Source organism: Flavobacterium sp. CYK-55 (assembly GCF_018413465.1).
Taxonomy (GTDB): domain Bacteria; phylum Bacteroidota; class Bacteroidia; order Flavobacteriales; family Flavobacteriaceae; genus Flavobacterium.
The window spans coordinates 128,703-149,283 of the sequence record NZ_JAHCDK010000007.1 but is presented as its reverse complement, the minus strand read 5'-3'; the positions used below and the strand labels follow the sequence as shown (position 1 = coordinate 149,283).

General features: G+C 38.4%; 14 protein-coding genes. 9 read left to right on the top strand and 5 right to left on the bottom strand.

Annotated features, from left to right (window positions below; all coding sequences use genetic code 11):
* Positions 1–734: T9SS type A sorting domain-containing protein (locus tag KIH23_RS09420; protein ID WP_213213228.1), on the top strand; the 734-nt coding region annotated here is incomplete at its 5' end.
* 340 nt (positions 735–1,074) lie between these two features.
* On the opposite strand, the gene KIH23_RS09415 is transcribed toward KIH23_RS09420, so the two are convergent.
* Together KIH23_RS09415 and KIH23_RS09410 are read right to left on the bottom strand one after the other, a co-directional pair.
* Entirely contained in the window at positions 1,075–1,272 is a 198-nt protein-coding gene (locus KIH23_RS09415; RefSeq protein WP_213213227.1) for a hypothetical protein, read from the bottom strand.
* Positions 1,273–1,396: 124 nt separating this feature from the next.
* The gene (locus tag KIH23_RS09410; protein WP_213213226.1) at positions 1,397–2,986 is read right to left on the bottom strand and encodes a peptide chain release factor 3; all 1,590 of its coding nucleotides are present in this window, start codon (positions 2,984–2,986) and stop codon (positions 1,397–1,399) included.
* Positions 2,987–3,232: 246 nt separating this feature from the next.
* Between KIH23_RS09410 and KIH23_RS09405 the strand changes: the two genes are divergently transcribed.
* Genes KIH23_RS09405 through KIH23_RS09390 form a run of 4 tightly spaced genes read left to right on the top strand, consistent with a single transcriptional unit; the run spans position 3,233 to position 8,434 of the window.
* Positions 3,233–5,203, top strand: coding sequence for a peptidylprolyl isomerase (locus tag KIH23_RS09405; protein ID WP_213213225.1), 1,971 nt, complete (start codon positions 3,233–3,235; stop codon positions 5,201–5,203).
* A gap of 2 nt (positions 5,204–5,205) precedes the next feature.
* The gene (locus tag KIH23_RS09400) at positions 5,206–6,060 is read left to right on the top strand and encodes a hypothetical protein (protein WP_213213224.1); all 855 of its coding nucleotides are present in this window, start codon (positions 5,206–5,208) and stop codon (positions 6,058–6,060) included.
* On the top strand, positions 6,041–7,444 hold the full coding sequence (locus tag KIH23_RS09395; RefSeq protein ID WP_410505137.1) for a peptidylprolyl isomerase: 1,404 nt from the start codon (positions 6,041–6,043) through the stop codon (positions 7,442–7,444). The genes KIH23_RS09400 and KIH23_RS09395 overlap by 20 nt, the downstream gene beginning before the upstream one ends.
* 36 nt (positions 7,445–7,480) lie before the next feature.
* A complete protein-coding gene (locus KIH23_RS09390) occupies positions 7,481–8,434 on the top strand; it encodes an AAA family ATPase (protein ID WP_213213223.1) in 954 nt (317 codons plus the stop codon).
* Between the two features lie 37 nt (positions 8,435–8,471).
* Here KIH23_RS09390 and KIH23_RS09385 read toward each other — a convergent pair whose 3' ends face one another.
* The gene (locus KIH23_RS09385) at positions 8,472–9,629 is read right to left on the bottom strand and encodes a hypothetical protein (protein ID WP_213213222.1); all 1,158 of its coding nucleotides are present in this window, start codon (positions 9,627–9,629) and stop codon (positions 8,472–8,474) included.
* A 21-nt stretch (positions 9,630–9,650) separates the two neighbouring features.
* On the opposite strand from KIH23_RS09385, the gene KIH23_RS09380 reads away from it, so the two are divergent.
* The 4 genes from KIH23_RS09380 to KIH23_RS09365 all read left to right on the top strand — a co-directional run bounded on the left by KIH23_RS09380 (position 9,651) and on the right by KIH23_RS09365 (position 17,163).
* Entirely contained in the window at positions 9,651–10,766 is a 1,116-nt protein-coding gene (locus KIH23_RS09380) for an acyltransferase family protein (protein WP_213213221.1), read from the top strand.
* A gap of 167 nt (positions 10,767–10,933) precedes the next feature.
* Positions 10,934–13,198, top strand: a complete 2,265-nt coding sequence (locus tag KIH23_RS09375) for an aconitate hydratase (protein ID WP_213213220.1) — start codon at positions 10,934–10,936, stop codon at positions 13,196–13,198.
* A gap of 741 nt (positions 13,199–13,939) precedes the next feature.
* Positions 13,940–15,601, top strand: a complete 1,662-nt coding sequence (locus KIH23_RS09370) for a DUF4832 domain-containing protein (RefSeq protein ID WP_213213219.1) — start codon at positions 13,940–13,942, stop codon at positions 15,599–15,601.
* A 161-nt stretch (positions 15,602–15,762) separates the two neighbouring features.
* Positions 15,763–17,163, top strand: coding sequence for an APC family permease (locus KIH23_RS09365; protein ID WP_213213218.1), 1,401 nt, complete (start codon positions 15,763–15,765; stop codon positions 17,161–17,163).
* Positions 17,164–17,402: 239 nt separating this feature from the next.
* Here the strand turns inward: KIH23_RS09365 and KIH23_RS09360 are convergent, their stop codons facing one another.
* Both KIH23_RS09360 and KIH23_RS09355 read right to left on the bottom strand, forming a co-directional pair.
* Positions 17,403–18,851: a glyceraldehyde-3-phosphate dehydrogenase gene (locus tag KIH23_RS09360; RefSeq protein WP_213213217.1), complete on the bottom strand. Its 1,449-nt coding sequence runs from the start codon at positions 18,849–18,851 to the stop codon at positions 17,403–17,405.
* 184 nt (positions 18,852–19,035) lie between these two features.
* Positions 19,036–20,433: a trypsin-like peptidase domain-containing protein gene (locus KIH23_RS09355; protein ID WP_213213216.1), complete on the bottom strand. Its 1,398-nt coding sequence runs from the start codon at positions 20,431–20,433 to the stop codon at positions 19,036–19,038.
* Positions 20,434–20,581: the final 148 nt, after the last annotated feature.

Below are 20,581 nucleotides of genomic sequence, written 5' to 3'. Positions count from 1 at the left end.
TGGTAGGTACTTATGATTCATCTGTAAACAGATTTAGCTTGACTAACCTTGGAATCCAAAACATTTCATTCGGTACTACTTATACTATCGATGTATTGTTGAGATTCGGTTCAACTTGGAGACCAGATACAGAGTACGGATCAGTTTGTTCAATCACTACTCCAGCTACTCCAGCTACTTCAAGAGTTGTTAACCCTGCTTGTGGAACTACTATTACTCGTCTTTGGACTTCAATCTTTGCTCAGCAAGTTATCGGAGCTCAAGGATATAAATTCGTAGTTACTTCAACTTCACCTGCTACTTCAAGAGAGTACACTACTCCAAACAGTGTATTCAGCTTAATGAACTTGCCAGGTGGTGCTCAACCGGGTGTTACTTATACTATCCGTGTTGATGTATTGTACAACTCAAGCTACGTTCAAGGTACACAAACTTGTGACATCACTGTTTCACCAGCTGCTACAAGACAAACTGCTACTGCGATTAACGTATATGATGTAAAAGCTTATCCAAACCCATTTGCTGATAACTTCAAATTAGAATTGAATTCATCTAGCGAAAATGAAGTAAGCGTAAGAGTTTACGACATGTTGGGTAGAGAAGTTGAATCAAACGTATCAAGCGTTTCAGCTTTATCAAACCTTGAAATCGGATCACGTTACCCTTCAGGAGTTTACAACATTATTGTAACTCAAGGAGACAATGTGAAAACATTGAGAGTAATCAAAAGATAATTAAGTCTTTGATATAATGAAAAGCCCGCTCGAAAGAGCGGGCTTTTTTATTTGTTAAGTATTAACGGAGGCTATGGTTTCAAGTGATTTCTAACAACTATATCTGATTTTCTTTTATTAAAATGAAACAATGTTTATTTCAATGCCGGTGATAAAGTTTAAAAAGCAACTTTTCATTTTTATTACTTTTGAATTTTATTTTAAGGTTTAACTTCGAAATTTTGCATGGACAGATATAGTTAGCAATGGTGCTTGTCTTTTGGTTGAGTAGGTCTAAAGGCTATATAAAAAAGGCTCGATTTGTAAAATCGAGCCTTTTTATAAATTGTATAATACTTATTTAAATTGCTTTTCTGTATTTTTTAATACTGTAAAAACCATATACTAAAGCAAGTATAGCCAACCAAATGAGTTTAGTGTTAATTGGAGCAGGAGGTGGATCGTTTCCTTCTAGACCACCAGAACCATCATCGTCACCTGGCTGCGCATAAACAATCACATCCATTAAGACGAGCAGAATTACGAGGGGTAGAGTCAAAAAATTCTTTTTCATTTCATAGTTCTATTAAGACGCAAATATATGAATCAAAATTTAAAAAACGAACATCATCATTAAAATGTTGATAATTAAGCCGCTTTTAATTTGATAAGAGGTGCAAATTTTAATCAAATTCTGAAGTAAAAAATAATTTTACACTGGGATATTTGCTTATGGTCATTTGTATCGTAAAGTCTGAATCTGCTAAAAATACCAATTGATTATATTTGTCTTTGGCTAAAAACTTTTGTTTGATTCTTTTAAATTCTTTAAACTCTTCGTTTTTTGGATCGTCAGGTTTTACCCAACAAGCTTTATGAACCGGGAAATTTTCGTAAGTACATTTAGCGCCATATTCGTGTTCCAAACGATACTGAATTACTTCGTATTGTAGGGCACCAACGGTTCCAATTACTTTTCGGTTGTTCATTTCAAGTGTAAAAAGTTGAGCGACACCTTCATCCATGAGTTGGTCAATGCCTTTTTCAAGTTGTTTAGACTTGAGCGGGTCAGCATTGTTGATGTATCTGAAATGCTCAGGTGAAAAGCTTGGAATGCCTCTAAAATTCATGTTTTCGCCTTCGGTTAATGTATCTCCGATTTTAAAATTTCCGGTGTCGTGTAATCCAACAATATCACCGGGATAGGATGTGTCAACAATTTCTTTTTTCTCAGCAAAAAAAGCATTTGGACTTGAAAATTTTAGGTTTTTATTATGGCGAACATGTAAATAAGGTTTGTTGCGTTCAAAAGTCCCCGAGACAATCTTAACAAAAGCCAAACGATCACGATGTTTTGGGTCCATATTGGCATGGATTTTAAAAACAAATCCGGACATTTTTTCTTCGGATGGTTTTACTAATCTTGTGTCAGATTCTTTGGCGCGAGGTGCAGGTGCAATGTCAATAAAACAGTCAAGCAATTCGCGAACTCCAAAGTTGTTCAATGCTGATCCAAAAAAAACAGGTTGCAGGCTTCCTTCTAAATAATCTTCTCGATTGAATTCCGGATATACCTCTGCAATAAGCTCAAGCTCTTCGCGCAATTTATTGGCCGGATTCTGACCGATTATTTTTTCTAATTCCGGGCTTTGTAAATCTGAAAAAGCAATAGTTTCTTCAATGTTTTTTCGACTATCACCGCTAAATAAATTGATGTTTTGTTCCCACAAATTATAAATGCCTTGAAAATCATAACCCATACCTATCGGAAAGCTTAACGGCGTTACTTTGAGGCCAAGTTTTTGTTCAACTTCATCCATCAAATCAAAAGCATCTTTACCTTCACGATCCAATTTGTTGATAAAAACTATCATTGGAATGTTGCGCAACCTGCAAACCGAAACTAATTTTTCAGTTTGTTCCTCAACACCTTTGGCAACGTCTATTACCACAATTACACTGTCAACAGCCGTAAGTGTTCTGTAGGTGTCTTCTGCAAAATCCTTGTGGCCAGGTGTGTCAAGGATGTTGATTTTTTTGTCTTTGTAATTAAAGGCCAAAACCGATGTAGAAACCGAGATTCCTCTTTGACGCTCAATTTCCATGAAGTCAGAAGTAGCTCCTTTTTTGATTTTGTTGTTTTTGACAGCACCGGCTTCTTGGATAGCTCCTCCAAAAAGTAGAAGTTTTTCGGTTAAAGTTGTTTTACCGGCATCGGGATGCGAGATAATACCAAAGGTACGTCGACGTTCAATTTCTTTCAGAAAACTCATAAGTTAAAAATTGCGACTGCAAAAATAGTATTTCCCAACGGAATAAACAGTCAAAAATTTAAGTGTTTTTGTATACTAAAATTAGCTGATTCCGCGCCAATTGCAGCGTTAATAATTTTTTGTTAATAGTATATCGCATAGTTGGTAAATGCATATGAATTGTTATTTTTGTTCGCCCTTAATTTTATTTCAAACCAATCAAAAAAATAACTTAATCAATATAGCGAACAAGAAATTTTAACTAAAATGAAAATAAAACAGTTGTTTTTAGCAGGGCTTGTAGCTGCTAGCTTTTCGGCCAATGCCCAATCAGTCAAAAAAGAAGTTTTATTTACTATTGACGACAAACCTTTTTACACCGATGAATTTGTCAGGGTTTACAATAAAAACCTAGATTTAGTAAAGGATGAGTCTCAAAAAGACTTGACTCAATATCTCGAATTGTTTGTCGGATATAAACTCAAAATAAGCAAAGCCAATAAACTAGGTTTGCAAAATGGTGATTCATATAAGAATGAGCTTTCATCGTATCGAACACAACTTTCAAAAAATTATTTGAGCGATTCAAAAGTTACCAAAGAGCTTGTTGACGAAGGTTACAAGCGTTCACAAAAAGAAGTAAAGGCATCTCATATTTTGATTATGGTTGATGAGAACGCTGCTCCGTCAGATACCTTATCTGTATACAATAAAATCATGGATATTCGCAAGCGCGCAATCAATGGGGAAGATTTTGGTAAGTTGGCGCAAGAAAACTCTCAAGATCCATCAGCCAAAGAAAACAAAGGTGATTTAGGGTATTTCTCAGCTTTCAGAATGGTATATGCTTTTGAATCAGCAGCTTTCAAAACTCCGGTCGGAAAAATCTCCAATCCTGTACGCACACGTTTTGGTTACCATTTAATTAAAGTTGACGATGTTCGTGATAACCGTGGCGAAGTGACTGTTGCGCACATCATGTTGCTCAACCCAAAAGAAGATACGCCTGAGGAGCGCGCCAAAGTCAAAAAAAATATAGATGATATTTACCAAAAACTGCAACAAGGCGAAAGCTTTGAGAGCTTAGCTAAGCAATTTTCTGATGATAAATCTTCATCTTCAAAAGGTGGTGTTTTATCGCGTTTTGGCTCAGGTCAGTTGAGTTCTGAAGAGTTTGAAAACACTGCTTTTTCATTAACTAAAGACAAACCAATGTCTGCTCCGTTTCAGACTAAGTTTGGTTGGCATATTGTAAAACTCATCGAAAAGCATCCGTTGCGCAGTTTTGATGAGATGAAGCTTGAATTAGAAAACAAAGTATCTAAAGACGATCGTTCCCGACTTATTACCAATTCACTCAACGAGAAACTGAGAAAAAAATATCCCATCAAGCGCAATGACAAGATGTTTGCTTCATTAACCAAAACCGTTACCAACGATTATTACGAGAATAAATGGGAAGTTCCTGCTGATACCAAAGCTTTTGACGGTCCGCTGTTTACCATCATTGATAAACCGGTGAGCGGAACAACTTTTCTTATTTACCTCAAAACACAGCAAAAGGCCAATGCCAACATAAAGCCTATTGCCAAGCTGGTTGATGTGAACTATCAAAAATTCTTAGATGAGCAATTAACCACTTATTATACTGATCACTTAGAAGGCGAGTTTCCAGAGTTTGCTAATGTAATGGATGAATACCGTGATGGTTTGTTGTTGTTTGATTTAATGGAGAAAGAAATCTGGGATCGTTCAAAAACGGATACCCTTGGTTTGAAGAATTTCTATGAAAGTCACAAAGCTTCTTATCAGTGGAAAAACCGTTTGGATGTTGTGATTGCTTCATCAACCAATATGGACATCATCAAGAAAGTTCAAAAATTGCTCAAACAAAATATAGCGCCAGAGAAAATCAAAGAAAAATTCAACACCAAAGAAAAAGTTGAAGTCATGACCAATTCAGGTGTTTTTGAAGAAGGAAATGACGCGCTTCCGAAAAACCTCAAACAGCAAGAAGGGGTGTCTGAGATCATCAAAGACGGAGAATATTATTTTGTGACCAAAGTTAATAAAATGATTCCGGCCGGGCCCAAAACACTTGATGAGTGCAAAGGAAAAGCCATTAATGATTATCAGCAATATCTTGAGCAAAATTGGGTTCAGGAGCTCAAAAAAGAGTTTACCATTAAGACCAATCAAGATGTTTTTGAGCGTGTGAAAGCACAAGTTAAAAAATAAGTATGCACTCAAAAATTCTGGCTATTGCAGCTTTGATGTTGTTGGCTTCATGTTCGTTTTTTACACCTGAAGCCAAGTCTGAATCAATTGCCAGAGTAGGAGACGATTTTTTATTTAAGTCAGACATCACTGATTTAGTGCCGCCAGGAACCTCTAAAGAAGACAGCACTGTGATCGTGCGGAGTTTTATAGATCGATGGGCTTCGCAAAAATTACTCATTAAAGCGGCGGAAGTCAATTTGAGTAATAAAAAAAAATCGGCATTTGATACGCTCATCCAACAATACAAAGTTGATTTGTATGTAAAGGCTTATCTAGAAGAGGTTGTCAAATCTACTGTAGATACAGTTGTTTCTGAAGATGAAATTGAGGCCTATTACAAAAAGAACAAAGAAAATTTCAAAACAACCGGAACTTTGGTTCGCCTTAGATTTGTTAATTTGAGTAAAGATCACCCAAAGTTTGAAACCATACGAAGTAAACTTTTTGATTTCAGAAAATCTGATAAAAAGTTTTGGGAAGCGCAATCCATTAAGCTCAACAATTTTGCGCTCAATGATTCGGTTTGGGTTGATATGAATCAAGTGTACAGTAAGCTGCCTTTTATTAACCCTGACAACAGAGATGAATATATCTCATCAGGCAAAAAAATAGAACATACTGACGGAAAAAATATATACCTAGCAAAGATTGCTCATGTAATTGATAAGAATCAAATAGCGCCATATCAGTATATCAAACCCACTTTGCGCGAAGTAATTCTCAATCAGAGAAAATTAGATTTAATAAAAAAGTTTCAAAAAGAAATTACTGATGATGCCATCAAAGACAAAAAATATGAAGTTTACAAACCTTAAAATGCTCAATATAATCGGAGTATTCATGCTGTTTTCAATGCCCGTTTTGGCACAGGAAATAATCAAGGATACCATTAAGCCAAAAGCTGTGCCTACTTCAGTTCGCAAAAAGATTGATGGCGTGATTGCCACTGTTGGAGACTTTAATATTCTTGAGTCAGACATTGATAAATCCTATTTAGAAATGACCAGTCAAGGGTCATCGATTAAAGATATTTCGCGTTGTCAAATGTTGGGCAAATTACTAGAAGATAAACTCTATGCTCATCAAGCCATTCAAGACAGTATCGTAGTGAGTGATGACGAGGTTAAATCTAAGATGGATGAGCAAATTACTTATATGGTTGAACAACTTGGATCAATGGATAAGGTTATTGCCTATTTCAAAAAAAGCAATGAAGAAGACTTCAAAACAGAATTGTCTGATATTATCAAAATGAACAAGCTTGCCGGTCAGATGCAAAAGAAAATCATTGATGGTGTTGAGATTACCCCTGAAGAGGTTCGAACGTTCTTTAAAAAAATTCCAACAGCCGACTTGCCTGTTTTTGGTTCTGAAATGGAAGTTTCTCAAATTGTAGTATTTCCTAAAGTTTCTGAAGCTGAAAAGCAAAAAGTTATTGACCGACTCAAAGAACTCAAAAAAGAAGTAGAAGGAGGTTCGAGTTTTGCCACCAAAGCAGTACTTTACTCACAAGATCCGGGTTCAAGTTCTAACGGCGGTTATTATAGAATGAATAAAAAAACTCCATTTGTCAAAGAATTTAAAGATGTGGCTTTTAGCTTGGGCGAAGGCGAGATTTCAGAACCGTTTGAAACAGAATTTGGTTACCATATTATATATGTTGAAAAAATTCGGGGTCAAGACATTGATTTGCGACACATTTTAATTGTGCCTAAAACCGATGAACAAGCGCTTAAAGATGCCAAAGAGCGCATTTTAAATATCAAAAAGAAAATTGATGATAAGAGCATTTCATTTGCAGATGCTGCTCGTGCAGAATCTGATGAAAAAGAAACTCGTTCAAATGGAGGTGTTTTAATCAACCCAAAAACACAAGATACACACTTTGAACTCACTAAAATGGATCCATCGCTATATGCACAGGTATCTAACTTAAAAGAAGGCGAAGTGTCGGTTCCGATTCTAGATACAGAACAAAGCGGTAAAAAGAAGTATAAATTGATAACGGTTACCAATAGAATCAATGAACACACCGCTGATTATGCTCGTGATTATATCAAAATTAAAGATTTAGCTCTAAAAGAAAAGCAAATTCAAGCTATTGCTAAATGGTCTGAAGAAAAAATAAAAGAGACTTATATTAAAATCAACGGCGAATACCGAAATTGTGAATTCGCCAACAATTGGCTAAAGAAATAAATCAAAAACCCTGTTTTTCAGGTTATTGCGCAAGATATGTCAGACGTTCAAGCTATCCAAACTTTGGTTCAAAAGCGAACCCAACTTAAAAATGAAATTGCCAAAGTTATTGTTGGTCAAGACCAAGTGGTCGATGAAATATTACTCAGTATATTCTCAGGCGGACATGCTTTGTTGGTAGGCGTTCCTGGATTGGCCAAAACGCTCATGGTCAATACCATCGCCCAAGCTTTAGGTTTAGATTTTAAACGCATTCAGTTTACGCCTGATTTGATGCCGTCAGATATTCTCGGTAGTGAAATCCTTGATGAGAACCGTCAGTTTAAATTCATCAAAGGGCCTATTTTTTCAAACATTATTTTGGCAGATGAGATCAACCGTACACCGCCAAAAACCCAAGCGGCTTTGCTTGAGGCCATGCAAGAACGCGCAGTCACCATTGCCGGGCACAACTACAAGCTTTCGCTTCCGTATTTTGTTTTGGCTACACAAAACCCTATTGAGCAAGAAGGAACTTATCCGTTGCCCGAAGCGCAATTAGACCGTTTTATGTTTTCTATTAAGTTGGATTATCCTTCGTTTTCTGAAGAAGTTCAAGTAGTCAAAAGCACGACAACTGATGCCAAAGTAAACATAACACCATTATTTACTGCCGAAGAAATTATAGAATTTCAACAACTCATTCGTCGTGTTCCGGTGGCTGATAACGTCATAGAACATGCCGTAACTTTGGTAAGCAAAACGCGTCCGGATAATAGTTTGGCTACTGATTTTGTCAAAAATTACATTGATTGGGGTGCCGGTCCACGCGCTTCACAAAATCTCATATTGGCAGCCAAGGCTCATGCGGCTTTTAACGGTAAATTCTCGCCTGATAAAGAAGATGTCAATGCAGTTGCTACGGGTATTCTGCGTCATCGTGTGGTTAAAAACTATAAAGCCGATGCAGAAGGAATCTCGATAGAAAAAATCATCAGTACTTTATTGTAATCAAATAACTTCAAAGTCCGGTTTCAAAGCCGGATTTTTATTTTTTAGAAAGTTTGCTTTTTGGCTGGTTTAATAATCGGTCAAGCTTTTGGTCGTAGAAAAATAAAAACATACTGCCCATCATGTCTTGGTCTTTTCCGGACGTGTTGTCAACATCGAGAATCAATTCATAATGATGGTTTTTGTAGAGCCAGACACCTTTTTCAGACAAAAATGAGCTGATGTAGTCAATGCCGATTTTGTTTTTGTGGTTCTGAATTTTACTGGTAAAAACAGGCCTTTGTGTTGTTACATCCCATAGCGTAATGTAGCGCGACATCGGATGCGCATGAATGGCAGCAGCATGCAAACGCAAACTATCTTCAATCATGAGTTGGTTGTCAACATTGCTTTTGTAGGTATTCTTTCCGGGTTTTATGAGCCAATGCCCGGAATAGTTGTTTCCTTGCGCATCTGTATACACATGATTTTTGGTTTCAATAGGTACACATTGGTTTGAAGCCGGATTGAGCGGTTCTTTGAACGGATCTTGTTTGTCGTAGGGCAATTGTATATAAATAGCTCTGCACATCAGCGGTTTGGTCTGCTGATCATCTTTGTGATATCCAATAGTCACTTCGTGCTTGATCAAATAATTGGCATCAGGAATGTTGTGGTTGAGCGATTGTGTGGTGGCCAACAACCATTGATTCCCCTTCATCGGTACTCCAAAACCTTTGGGCAAAGTAAAATTTTCAACACCGTGTGAGAGTGTAGTCATTCTAGGGTATTGTTTTCCGATTCGACTTTCTAAACCCAAACTCGCGTAATAGTTGGCGTCGTTGAAATCAACATTTAAATGGCAAATAAAATCTTTAGAGATATACTTTCGCGTTTTGGCATCCATTGCTCTGACATGAAAATCGGTAATCCAAACCAAGCTTGAATCCTCTGTTAGTCTGATATAGTTCGAGGCTTTCGGCCCTTCCATCGATTTGTAAATTCCATCAATATAAAAATCCGGAGAAATCATTTTGTACTCAGCGCGATGTTTTTCAATCTGCCAATCTGCATCTACCAGTCCGGTTTTATACAATAAAGTAGTTTTTAAAATGGCTTTGTGTCGGTTGGTCAAGTTGTTATAAACAACAATAGTCACGATTAATCCAAAGATCAATAGCCCGCCTAAAATTTTGTATATCTTTGATTTTGTCATTAAAACAAAAGTAACACTAATATGCAACCGGCTGGTAAACTAAACAGAATTTTTGGATTAGATCTGATGCGTGCCGCCGCGATTATGATGGTTATCTTGGGTCATGCCAAATGGATTTATCCAAATATTTCAGGTGTTGCATCATCATTATTAGATGTTTTTGCTTTTTTAGGCGTTGAAATATTTTTTGTACTCAGTGGATTTTTAATAGGTAAAATTCTCTACCAACTATTCGTAGTTGAAACCTATGATTTTAATACACTCAGATGGTTTCTCAAACGACGATGGTGGCGAACCTTGCCGGGATATTATCTGATTTTGTCTATCAATGTTTTGCTGGCAATGGCGTTGTTTCCTAACGCAGATTCACTGATGGAATATTTTTATTTCGGGCAGAATTTCTGTAAATCCATGCCCGGTTTTTTTCCGGAATCCTGGAGTTTGAGCGTTGAAGAATTCAGTTATTTGTTTTTGGCGTTGGCTTTATTTTTCGCAAGCCGGTTAAAAAGCAAACCCCAAACATTAAATATTTTTTTAGTGATTGTTTTGGGGCTGATGTTGATTAGTTGGTTGGCTAGAATGAAATTCTATTTTGAAACCCAAAACACTGATTTGGTTGTTTGGAATAGTTTGATAAAATCGTCGGTGATTTATCGATTAGATTCTATTTATTTAGGAGTTTTGGCCTATTGGTTTTCGGTTAGATTGAACCAATGGTGGATTCGTTTTCGATGGATTTTTGCATTTTTGGGTTTCTTGTTGTTGGCGTTTATGTTTCTTGTTGTTGGCTATTTCAGATGTTTGATAGACAACTGCTCTTTTTTTTGGAATGTTTTTTATTTACCGCTGGTTTCTTTGTCGATTGGTTTTTTTCTGCCTCTATTATCTGAATGGAAATCGGCCCAATCTATTCTAAGTAATTGGATCGAGTGGGTAAGTATTCGCTCTTATAGCATGTATTTGTTGCATTATAGTTTGTTATTGCAGATGATGAAAACCTTTTGGATCATCGAATCTGCTCAAACGTTACGATTACACATTTTTACTTTGTGTTATTTATTGCTGGTTTTAATTTCTAGTCACTTTTTTCATAAATATTACGAGAAACCATTGATGGATTTTCGTGATAAAAGTTAAGAATTTTCGATTTAAAGGGCGTATTTTTTCTTTTTGGCAAAAAAGCGACAGTCAAAATCTACTTTTAATAAATAATTGAAAGCAATCAACTTATTTCATTAAATTTTTTTTATCGGGTACAACGTTTTCGTAATTTTGCGCTGCAAACTAATAAACCCATTTTTATTATGGCTTTTGATATTGAAATGATTCGTCAAGTGTATGCCAATATGACTGCGCGCGTTGATAAAGCGCGTGAGATTGTTGGTCGTCCGCTTACTTTAACTGAAAAGATTTTATACAACCACCTTTGGGAAGGAATGCCGTCGCAATCATTCTCGCGTGGTAAAGATTATGTTGATTTTGCTCCAGATCGTGTAGCTTGTCAAGATGCAACGGCTCAAATGGCTTTGTTGCAATTCATGCACGCCGGAAAAAATAAAGTGGCAGTTCCGACAACGGTACACTGTGATCACTTAATTCAAGCCAAAGTGGGCGCCGAGACTGATTTGGCAGTAGCCAATACCCAATCAAAAGAAGTTTTTGATTTTCTTTCTTCAGTATCTAACAAATACGGAATTGGGTTCTGGAAACCGGGTTCAGGAATCATCCACCAAATCGTTTTAGAAAACTATGCATTTCCGGGCGGAATGATGATCGGTACTGACTCACACACCGTGAATGCCGGAGGACTTGGCATGCTGGCTATTGGTGTTGGTGGTGCTGATGCGGTTGATGTAATGTCAGGCATGGCTTGGGAGTTGAAGTTCCCGAAACTCATCGGTGTAAAATTGACCGGAAAACTCAACGGTTGGACAGCTCCAAAAGATGTTATCTTAAAGGTTGCAGATATCTTAACTGTAAAAGGCGGAACCGGAGCCATTGTTGAATATTTTGGCGAAGGTGCTACTTCTATGTCTTGCACCGGAAAAGGAACTATTTGTAATATGGGTGCTGAAATTGGTGCCACCACTTCAACTTTCGGGTATGATGATTCAATGCGCAGATATTTAGCATCGACCGGTCGTCAAGATGTGGTAGATGCTGCGGACAAAGTAGCCGCTTACTTAACGGCAGACCCTGAGGTTTATGCCAATCCGGAACAATATTTTGATCAACTCATTGAAATCAATTTGTCAGAATTAGAGCCACACATCAATGGGCCATTCACGCCAGATCGCGGAACGCCGGTTTCAAAAATGAAAGCCGAAGCCGAAGCCAATGGTTGGCCACTCAAAGTAGAGTGGGGCTTAATTGGCTCTTGTACCAATTCTTCTTATGAAGACATGAGTCGTGCAGCATCAATTGTTGAACAAGCGGTTGCGCATGGTATTACGCCTAAAGCTGAATTCGGAATCAATCCGGGTTCTGAGCAAATCCGTTACACAATTGAGCGCGATGGAATCATTGCAACGTTTGAAAAAATGGGTACCAAAGTGTTTACCAATGCTTGTGGTCCGTGCATCGGTCAATGGGATAGAGCAGGAGCAGACAAAGGTGAGAAAAACACAATCGTACACTCATTCAACCGCAACTTCTCAAAACGCGCCGACGGAAACCCAAATACACACGCTTTTGTGACTTCACCTGAAATGGTAGCTGCTTTGGCGATTTCAGGAAGACTTGATTTTAATCCAATCACAGATACTTTAATCAACGACCAAGGTCAAGAAGTAAAATTGCATGCGCCTAAAGGTGATGAGTTGCCTACAAAAGGTTTTGATGTTGAAGACCCAGGATTTCAAGCTCCAGCTGAGGATGGTTCAGGCGTTCAAGTATTGGTTGCTCCAACTTCTGAGCGTTTGCAACTTTTGGCTCCATTTGAACCATGGGATAAACAAAATATCTCGGGTGCTAAATTGCTCATCAAAGCTTTTGGTAAATGTACTACTGACCACATTTCAATGGCGGGTCCATGGTTGCGTTTCCGCGGCCACTTAGATAATATTTCAAACAATATGCTCATCGGTGCCGAGAATGCATTCAATGGTAAAGCCAATTCGGTTAAAAATCAATTGACCGGTGATTACGACGCAGTGCCTGCGGTTCAACGCGCATACAAAGCTGCTGGAATTCCTTCGATTGTGGTGGGTGACCATAACTACGGTGAAGGTTCGTCTCGCGAGCATGCTGCTATGGAACCAAGATTCTTGGGTGTTAAAGCAGTTTTAGTCAAATCGTTTGCACGTATTCATGAAACCAACTTGAAAAAGCAAGGAATGTTGGCACTTACTTTTGCCCATGAAGCCGATTATGATAAAATTCAAGAAGATGACGTTATTAACTTCCTTGATTTAACTGAATTTGCTCCGGGTAAACCACTTACTTTAGAGTTTGTGCATGCTGATGGAAGCAAAGATGTTGTAATGGCAAACCATTCATACAACGACAGTCAAATTGGGTGGTTTGTGGCTGGTTCAGCACTTAATTTGATAGCTGCTGGCAAAGCTTAATTAACTTTTTATCCTTAAATAATTTAATCCTCGGCTTTAAGTCGGGGATTTTTTTTGTCTCAAATTATTGTTTAACCAATTTTCTCTTGTTAAAAATAAAAGAAGCAAATTATTGATAGATTGATGTTTACATTTTTTTTGTGGTTTTATGAATGCTTTTCTGACAATACATCAATTTTGATATATAAAATTCTTACAAACACATTGATTGTTAGTAACTTGTCGATAAAATGTGTATAAAGTTGCAGTTCATCGATGATTTTTAACACTTTGTCTTAGTATGTTTGTGCTGCATATATGTGTCCCCATTTATGCAAATAGAACAAGTCAGAACTAAAACATGATCTATTAATCTTAACCTACCAAAACCATGAGACAAGTACTTCTTCTGAGGATATAATCCTTTTTCCTAAACTGTTGATTTCATAGGTATTTTAAATTTTAGTTTTTTTGATTTATATCAATTAGACAGAAATTTTATGTTCGTTGGGAAATAATTTCTGCTCAAAAAGCACTACTCAAAATTCCTAAATCAACCTCTTTTCTTTTGATTTATATGTTAAATAAATACTTACAAAATTTATTTTTTAATGTATTTAATCGGATAAAATAATCACTTAATCGAATTTTAAATTTTTAATAAAGTTATATCATATTAATTTGTGGTGTGTTGCTGTTGCCCCAACATTCAGTAACACGTCTCCCTAAAACAAATGAGTATGAAAACCTTAACCTACTATTATGAAAAAGTTTTTACTTATGCTACTTATTGCAGTAGCCGCACAGGGACAAACCGTAAGCTATGTGTCCAGCACCGAGAGTTTTCCAAACCCAGAAAGAGGATTTTACCACTATTCATCCACGGGTTTAGTTTCAGCAACCACGAGCTACAATGCTCTTAGCGCCAGTACACTGAGCACTTATCGCGCTCAGAATATCACCACAGTTCACAGAACTTTTTATCTCAATCAATTTACCAGTTCACCTATTTCTGATGCTTATTTAGCCAGTATGCAAACTGATTTCAATACTATTCGTAATGCGGGATTAAAAATGATCATCCGTTTTGCTTACTCTAAAAGCGAATCTGCAGCTGTGCTTGATGCTACCAAAGCACAAATTATTGCGCACATCAACCAAGTGGCTCCGGTAATTTCTGCTAATAAAGATGTGATTTCAGCCTATCAATACGGATGGATTGGTTGCTGGGGCGAGACCTACTACTCTAGCCAAACAACTGAATTCGGAACTTCAGATTATGAAAATTTAACAGCAACACAATGGGCCAATCGCAAGGCGGTTTTAGATGCTATGTTAAGCGTTACTCCAATCGAAATTCCATTACAAGTGCGTTATGTTTATCACAAACAAAAAATGTATCCAAACGGAAACGATCGTATTGGTTTTTACAACGATGCTTTCTTGAATGTTTGGGGTGACTCGGGAACTTTCTTAGTGAACGGTTCAGCCGCATCTCCTAGCACAACGGATAGTAATTACCTTCAAACACAGACGATTAATCTTCCTATGGCAGGTGAAACGGATGCGCTCAATGCACCCAGAACTGACTGTACTAATGCTATGCTCGAAATGAATAAATACAATTGGAGTTTGCTCAATATTGATTATCTAACGGCAAATATCACCAATTGGACAACACAAGGATGTTTTTCAGAAATTGACAGAAGATTGGGCTATCGATTTGAATTGACTAACTCATCTATTGATAACAATATTTTAAATATAACAATACAAAACTCAGGCTTTGCCAATTTGTTCAAAGCCAGAAAAGCCTATTTGGTCTTAAGAAATACAGCTACCAACACAGAGTATTCATACGAAGTAGCGAATGACTTAAGAACTTGGAGAGAGGGGAGTGCCATCCAGATCAGCAAAGCATTGGATATGGATGTGCCAACAGGAACCTATCAGCTGTTTTTGAATTTGCCAGATCCGCTGATTTCAAATCCATTGTATTCTATCCGTTGTGCCAATGTGGGGACATGGGACGCCACCAAAGGATACAATAATTTGAGTTTGACGGTGAGCTTGACTGCAGGATCAACCTCTACTACACCTGTAGTCACAACGCCCACCACACCCACGGTGCCCAGCACCGGGACAACAACTACAACAACAACTACGTCGGGTAGCACCTCTACGACTACAACTACTACAGGAACTACCACGACTACTACACAACCGGTTCAAATTATTTTGGTCTCAAACACAACCATCGTAATCAACAATTTGACAACTACCAATTATTCTATTAAAGTTTATAACTTGAGCGGAAGACTCAAAGCATCCTCAACCGATATTTCTGGTTTATCATCAGGCTATTATATTGTAAAAGTAAGAGCCAACGGAATTACCTATACTCAGAAAATCTACAAACAATAACCCTTCAATATTTTATATATTGTTTCATTAATTTTTCTTTATTATTACGGGAAAACCCTGCTTCAACACGGCAGGGTTTTTTTTATGCAAACCATCAAGCTATGAACTTTTTTATATCTTTAACCAAAATGAAATAAAATCCCATATAGCAAATACTATATATGCAACAAAACGAAGATTTTAAAAGAGAATTAGGCCTGCTTGATGGCACCATGCTCGTAGTCGGATCCATGATTGGCTCGGGCATTTTTATTGTGAGCTCAGATATTGTTCGACAAGTAGGTTCAGCCGGCTGGTTGTTGCTTATTTGGATATTATCCGGAATCATCACCGTCATTGCAGCGGTTAGCTACGGCGAACTCAGCGCTATGTTCCCGAAAGCCGGCGGCCAGTATGTCTACCTTAAAGAAGCCTACGGAAAACTCATCGGTTTTTTATATGGTTGGAGTTTTTTCTCGGTCATCCAAACCGGAACCATCGCAGCGGTGGGCGTGGCTTTTTCAAAATTCGCCGCTTATTTATTTGAGCCACTCAGCGATGAAAATATCATCGCCGAATTCGGTTCATTCAAACTCAACGCTGCGCAAATCGTCTCTATCATCACCATTATTTTGCTCACCTATTTCAATAGTCGAGGCGTCAAAAACAGCAAATCGCTGCAAACGGTACTCACGATCATTAAAATACTTTCATTGGCCGGACTCATTGTCTTTGGCTTGGTCTTGGCCGCTAAAGCTGAGGTTTGGCAGGCCAATTGGACCGATGCTTTTACACCCAAGTCGTATCAAAAAACCGATGGCTCTTGGTTGCCCATCAGCGGAATGGCGCTCATTTCAGGAATTTCAGCCGCTATGGTTGGCTCGTTGTTTTCAAGCGATGCTTGGAACGGCGTAACGTTTATTGCCGGCGAAATCAAAAATCCGCAGCGCAATGTTGGCCTCAGTTTATTACTCGGAACCTTAACCGTCAGCATTATTTATGTATTGGCCAATGTGATGTATTTGGCGGTAATTCCGCTTGATGAAATTGCCACCGCCAAGTCTGATCGCGTAGCAGTCGTTGCCTCGCAATACATTTTTGGCAACCTAGGAACCCTAATCATTGCCATTATGATTATGATTTCAACCTTCGCCTGCAACAACGGCCTCATCATGGCCGGAGCACGCGTTTATTACACCATGGCCAAAGATGGTTTGTTTTTCAAAAAAGCTGCGCAGCTCAACCACGCCAGCGTTCCGGCTTGGGCTTTGTGGGCGCAATGCATCTGGGCTTCGGCTTTGTGTTTGACCGGTAAATACGGTGATTTGCTTGATTTTGTCATCATCATCGTACTCATTTTTTACATCCTCACCATCTACGGAATTTTCATTTTGCGCCGCACCATGCCCAATGCCGAGCGTCCGTATAAAGCGTTCGGATATCCGTTTTTACCTATGTTATATATTGTGGCTGCTGGCGCTATTTCACTCGCTTTGTTGTTCACCAAAACCGATACTTGCGGTTGGGGCGTCCTTATTATGCTGCTCGGAATTCCGGTTTACTATCTCACCAAGCAAAAATAATTGTCGGTTTTCAGTTCCTTATATCAAAAATCTGTATTCTTCAATCGTTGATCATTTGGGCGTGCCCCTGCGGGTCGGGCTGTACGCTTATAGTCCGCGCCGCTGCACGGCTGTGGGCTAACCGCTGCCATCCCTCACGCAGCCGTTTCAAAATCATATCCCTTTTCACCATAAAAAAATCCGCCTTTTCAAGCGGATTCTTTTGTTGATGTAATGTCTCAAATCACATCTGGCACCTACTAATAGTAAGTGTATCTTCTTACTTTGGCAATATATTTAGCCAAGCGAATTACTTGGTGACTATAGCCGTATTCGTTGTCATACCAAATATACAACACGATGTTTTTTCCATCACCTGATACAATGGTCGCGTTGCTGTCATAAATCGACGGCGCTGAGGTTCCGATAATATCTGATGAAACCAACTCATTGTTGAGCGAGTATTTAATTTGTTCCACCAATTCGCCTTCTAAAGCATATTTTTTCATGATGGCGTTGATTTCTTCTACTGAAGTTTCTTTGCCAACTTCTAAGTTCAAAACTACCAATGAACCATTCGGAACCGGTACACGAATCGCATTCGAGGTCAACTTCCCAGCCAATGAAGGCAAGGCTTTGGCCACAGCGCTTCCGGCTCCGGTTTCAGTAATCACCATATTGAGTCCGGCTGCTCTACCACGACGGTATTTTTTGTGCATGTTGTCTACCAAGTTTTGGTCATTGGTATAAGCATGAATGGTTTCTAAATGCCCTTTTACCACGCCCAAAGTATCTTCAATAGCTTTTAAAACTGGTGTGATGGCATTGGTGGTGCATGAAGCGGCTGAGAAAATATGTACTTCATCGGGGTTGTAATCATTTTGATTCACACCGTGTACAATATTCGGAACACCTTTACCCGGAGCAGTCAACAATACTTTTTGAACACCTTTAGAAGTCATATGTCTAGACAAAGCTTCGTGGGTTGTAAAAGCACCGGTGTTGTCAATCACGAGTGCATCATTGATTCCGTATTGGGTATAATCAATATCTTCAGGAGCATTGGCGGTGATGATGTGTACGGTAGTTCCGTTGATGATGAGCGCATTGTTGGCCGCATCAGCTACTACAGAACCTTCAAAATCTCCGTGAATCGAGTCATAGCGCAATAATGAAGCTCTTTTTTCTAATGAAACCGCATCGTTTTTGTCACGGGTTACAATCGCGCGCAAACGCAATTGGTTTCCTTTGCCCATTTTTGACATCAGCTCGCGCGCCAACAATCGGCCAATACGTCCAAAACCATACAAAACCACATCTTTTGGTTGAATGTCCTGAGTTTCTTTGGCGTTTTTGAGTTTGTCAACCACAAAAGCACGCGCATTGTCATATTTGTTGTTTTCTAAATTGAATTCATACGTCAATTTACCAATATCAAGTTTTGAAGGCGGTAAATCCAATGACAAAATCGCTTTGGCAATTTCTACACTGTCAAAAATGGAAATGGGTTTTCCGACAAATTCGCCGGCATATTCGTGCAAATTGATGATGTCGCTTACGTTGCCATTGATGAGTTGATTTCTAAATAAAACCATTTCGATCGATTTGTCATACCACAAATCATTGATGATTTTTATAAATTCAACGCTGGCTCTTCGGCGGTTTACCTGAAAAGAAACTTCTTTTTCGTAAGAATTATGATTGCTCATAGGTAGAAATTGTTAGTGTGTTGATGGTTATTTAATTTATTAAACCTTAGAGACTTTTTGGTCTTAGGTGGTGCAAAAGTATCCATTTCAAACGTTTTCGTAAAATCTTTTTTAACTTTTTTCCATAAAAAAACCACCTCGCAAAATGAGGTGGTTTCCTGAATTAATATCAACCTATAAATTTTTATATAATAATTCTGATGCGTTGTCCGAGTTTGTTGATCATCTCAATACTAATGCTCTGATTCTCGTCTTTGTTCTGAAGCACTTTTGAAGCGGCCTCAACATCAGGCGTAGCCACATTGTCAATGCTCAAAATAATGGTTCCTTTTAGTTCGTCATAATATGGACGCAAATTGTCATTGTTGATGTCTTTGATGCGCACACCTGAACTAATTCTGAATTTTTTCTTGTCAGCTGCATCAATATTTTCTAACTCAATGCCTTTAAATTCGGCAGATAAGTAATCGTTTTTTGACAATATCACAGGAACGGTGTAAATTTTTCCGTCGCGTTTGTATGATACTTGAACTTTGTCATTCGGACGTTTGGTGTTGATAAAGCCCGACAATTCAGCATAAGTATTAATTTCTTGATTGTCTAATTTGATGATGATGTCGCCTTTGGTCAAACCGGCTTTTTCAGCGCCTGAGTTTTTGGTCACTTTTCTCACGTAGAAACCTTGAGTCTCTTTGATTCCTAATTCTTTTGAAGCCGCGCTGTTGAGTTCGCCGCCTTCAACACCCAAAATTCCGCGTTGCACATTGCCAAATTCCATGATGTCTTCAATGATTTTGCGCGCAATGTTGGATGGAACCGCAAAAGAATAACCTACATAGGAGCCGGTTTGTGATGATATCATCGTATTGATACCGATGAGTTCACCGCGCGTATTCACCAAAGCGCCACCGCTGTTACCTGGGTTTACCGCCGCATCAGTCTGAATAAACGATTGAATTCCGTTGGTGTCGAGGTTTCTGGCTTTGGCCGAAATAATTCCGGCAGTTACGGTAGAGTTCAGGTTATACGGATTCCCGACAGCCAAAACCCATTCGCCCACGCGGGTGTTATCAGAATCAGCAAAAACCGAATAAGGCAATTTTTCATCAGCGTCAATTTTCAAAAGCGCAATATCCATTTTTGAATCGGTACCGATGAGTTTGGCTTTGTATGTTTTTTTGTTGTTTAAAGTAATCTCAATGTCTGAAGCATCTTTAATCACATGGTTGTTGGTCACGATATAACCGTCTTCAGAAATCACAACTCCAGATCCGGTCCCCACTTGTTCTTGTTGTTGACCACCGTTGAATCCGTAAAAGAATTCCAACATCGGATTGGTTACCGTGCGGTACGAAACATTCTTTACGTGCACGACGGTGTGAACTGTTTTGTCGGCTGCTTCAGTAAAATCAAGCCCTTCAGGAACCAAGCCTACATTCTTGTTGTAGTTGGTGGGCGCCATTGTTACAATGCTTTTGCCTTTTGAAAAAAATCCGTCTTGTTCTACAAATAATTTATAACCTCCAAGGGTTACAGCGCCACTCAAAAGTGATACGAAGAATAAACCCGAAAATCGTTTCATAAGTGTTTTTATAAATTAGTTAAACCTAAGTTTTTTTCAATTCCGAACGTAAAATTAGAAAAGTATTGTGTTGCCAAAAACAGTTTAACGCCCGTTTAACAGCACTTAACGTTTCATTAAAACTTTGGTTTCTTAACATTTTTTTGCC

Coding starts and splice junctions, on each gene's coding strand:
- KIH23_RS09410 (WP_213213226.1), bottom strand. CDS start 2,986: ATGAGTTTTCTGAAAGAAATTGAACGTCGACGTACCTTTGGTATTATC.
- KIH23_RS09405 (WP_213213225.1), top strand. CDS start 3,233: ATGAAAATAAAACAGTTGTTTTTAGCAGGGCTTGTAGCTGCTAGCTTT.
- KIH23_RS09400 (WP_213213224.1), top strand. CDS start 5,206: ATGCACTCAAAAATTCTGGCTATTGCAGCTTTGATGTTGTTGGCTTCA.
- KIH23_RS09395 (WP_410505137.1), top strand. CDS start 6,041: ATGAAGTTTACAAACCTTAAAATGCTCAATATAATCGGAGTATTCATG.
- KIH23_RS09390 (WP_213213223.1), top strand. CDS start 7,481: ATGTCAGACGTTCAAGCTATCCAAACTTTGGTTCAAAAGCGAACCCAA.
- KIH23_RS09385 (WP_213213222.1), bottom strand. CDS start 9,629: ATGACAAAATCAAAGATATACAAAATTTTAGGCGGGCTATTGATCTTT.
- KIH23_RS09380 (WP_213213221.1), top strand. CDS start 9,651: ATGCAACCGGCTGGTAAACTAAACAGAATTTTTGGATTAGATCTGATG.
- KIH23_RS09375 (WP_213213220.1), top strand. CDS start 10,934: ATGGCTTTTGATATTGAAATGATTCGTCAAGTGTATGCCAATATGACT.
- KIH23_RS09370 (WP_213213219.1), top strand. CDS start 13,940: ATGAAAAAGTTTTTACTTATGCTACTTATTGCAGTAGCCGCACAGGGA.
- KIH23_RS09365 (WP_213213218.1), top strand. CDS start 15,763: ATGCAACAAAACGAAGATTTTAAAAGAGAATTAGGCCTGCTTGATGGC.
- KIH23_RS09360 (WP_213213217.1), bottom strand. CDS start 18,851: ATGAGCAATCATAATTCTTACGAAAAAGAAGTTTCTTTTCAGGTAAAC.
- KIH23_RS09355 (WP_213213216.1), bottom strand. CDS start 20,433: ATGAAACGATTTTCGGGTTTATTCTTCGTATCACTTTTGAGTGGCGCT.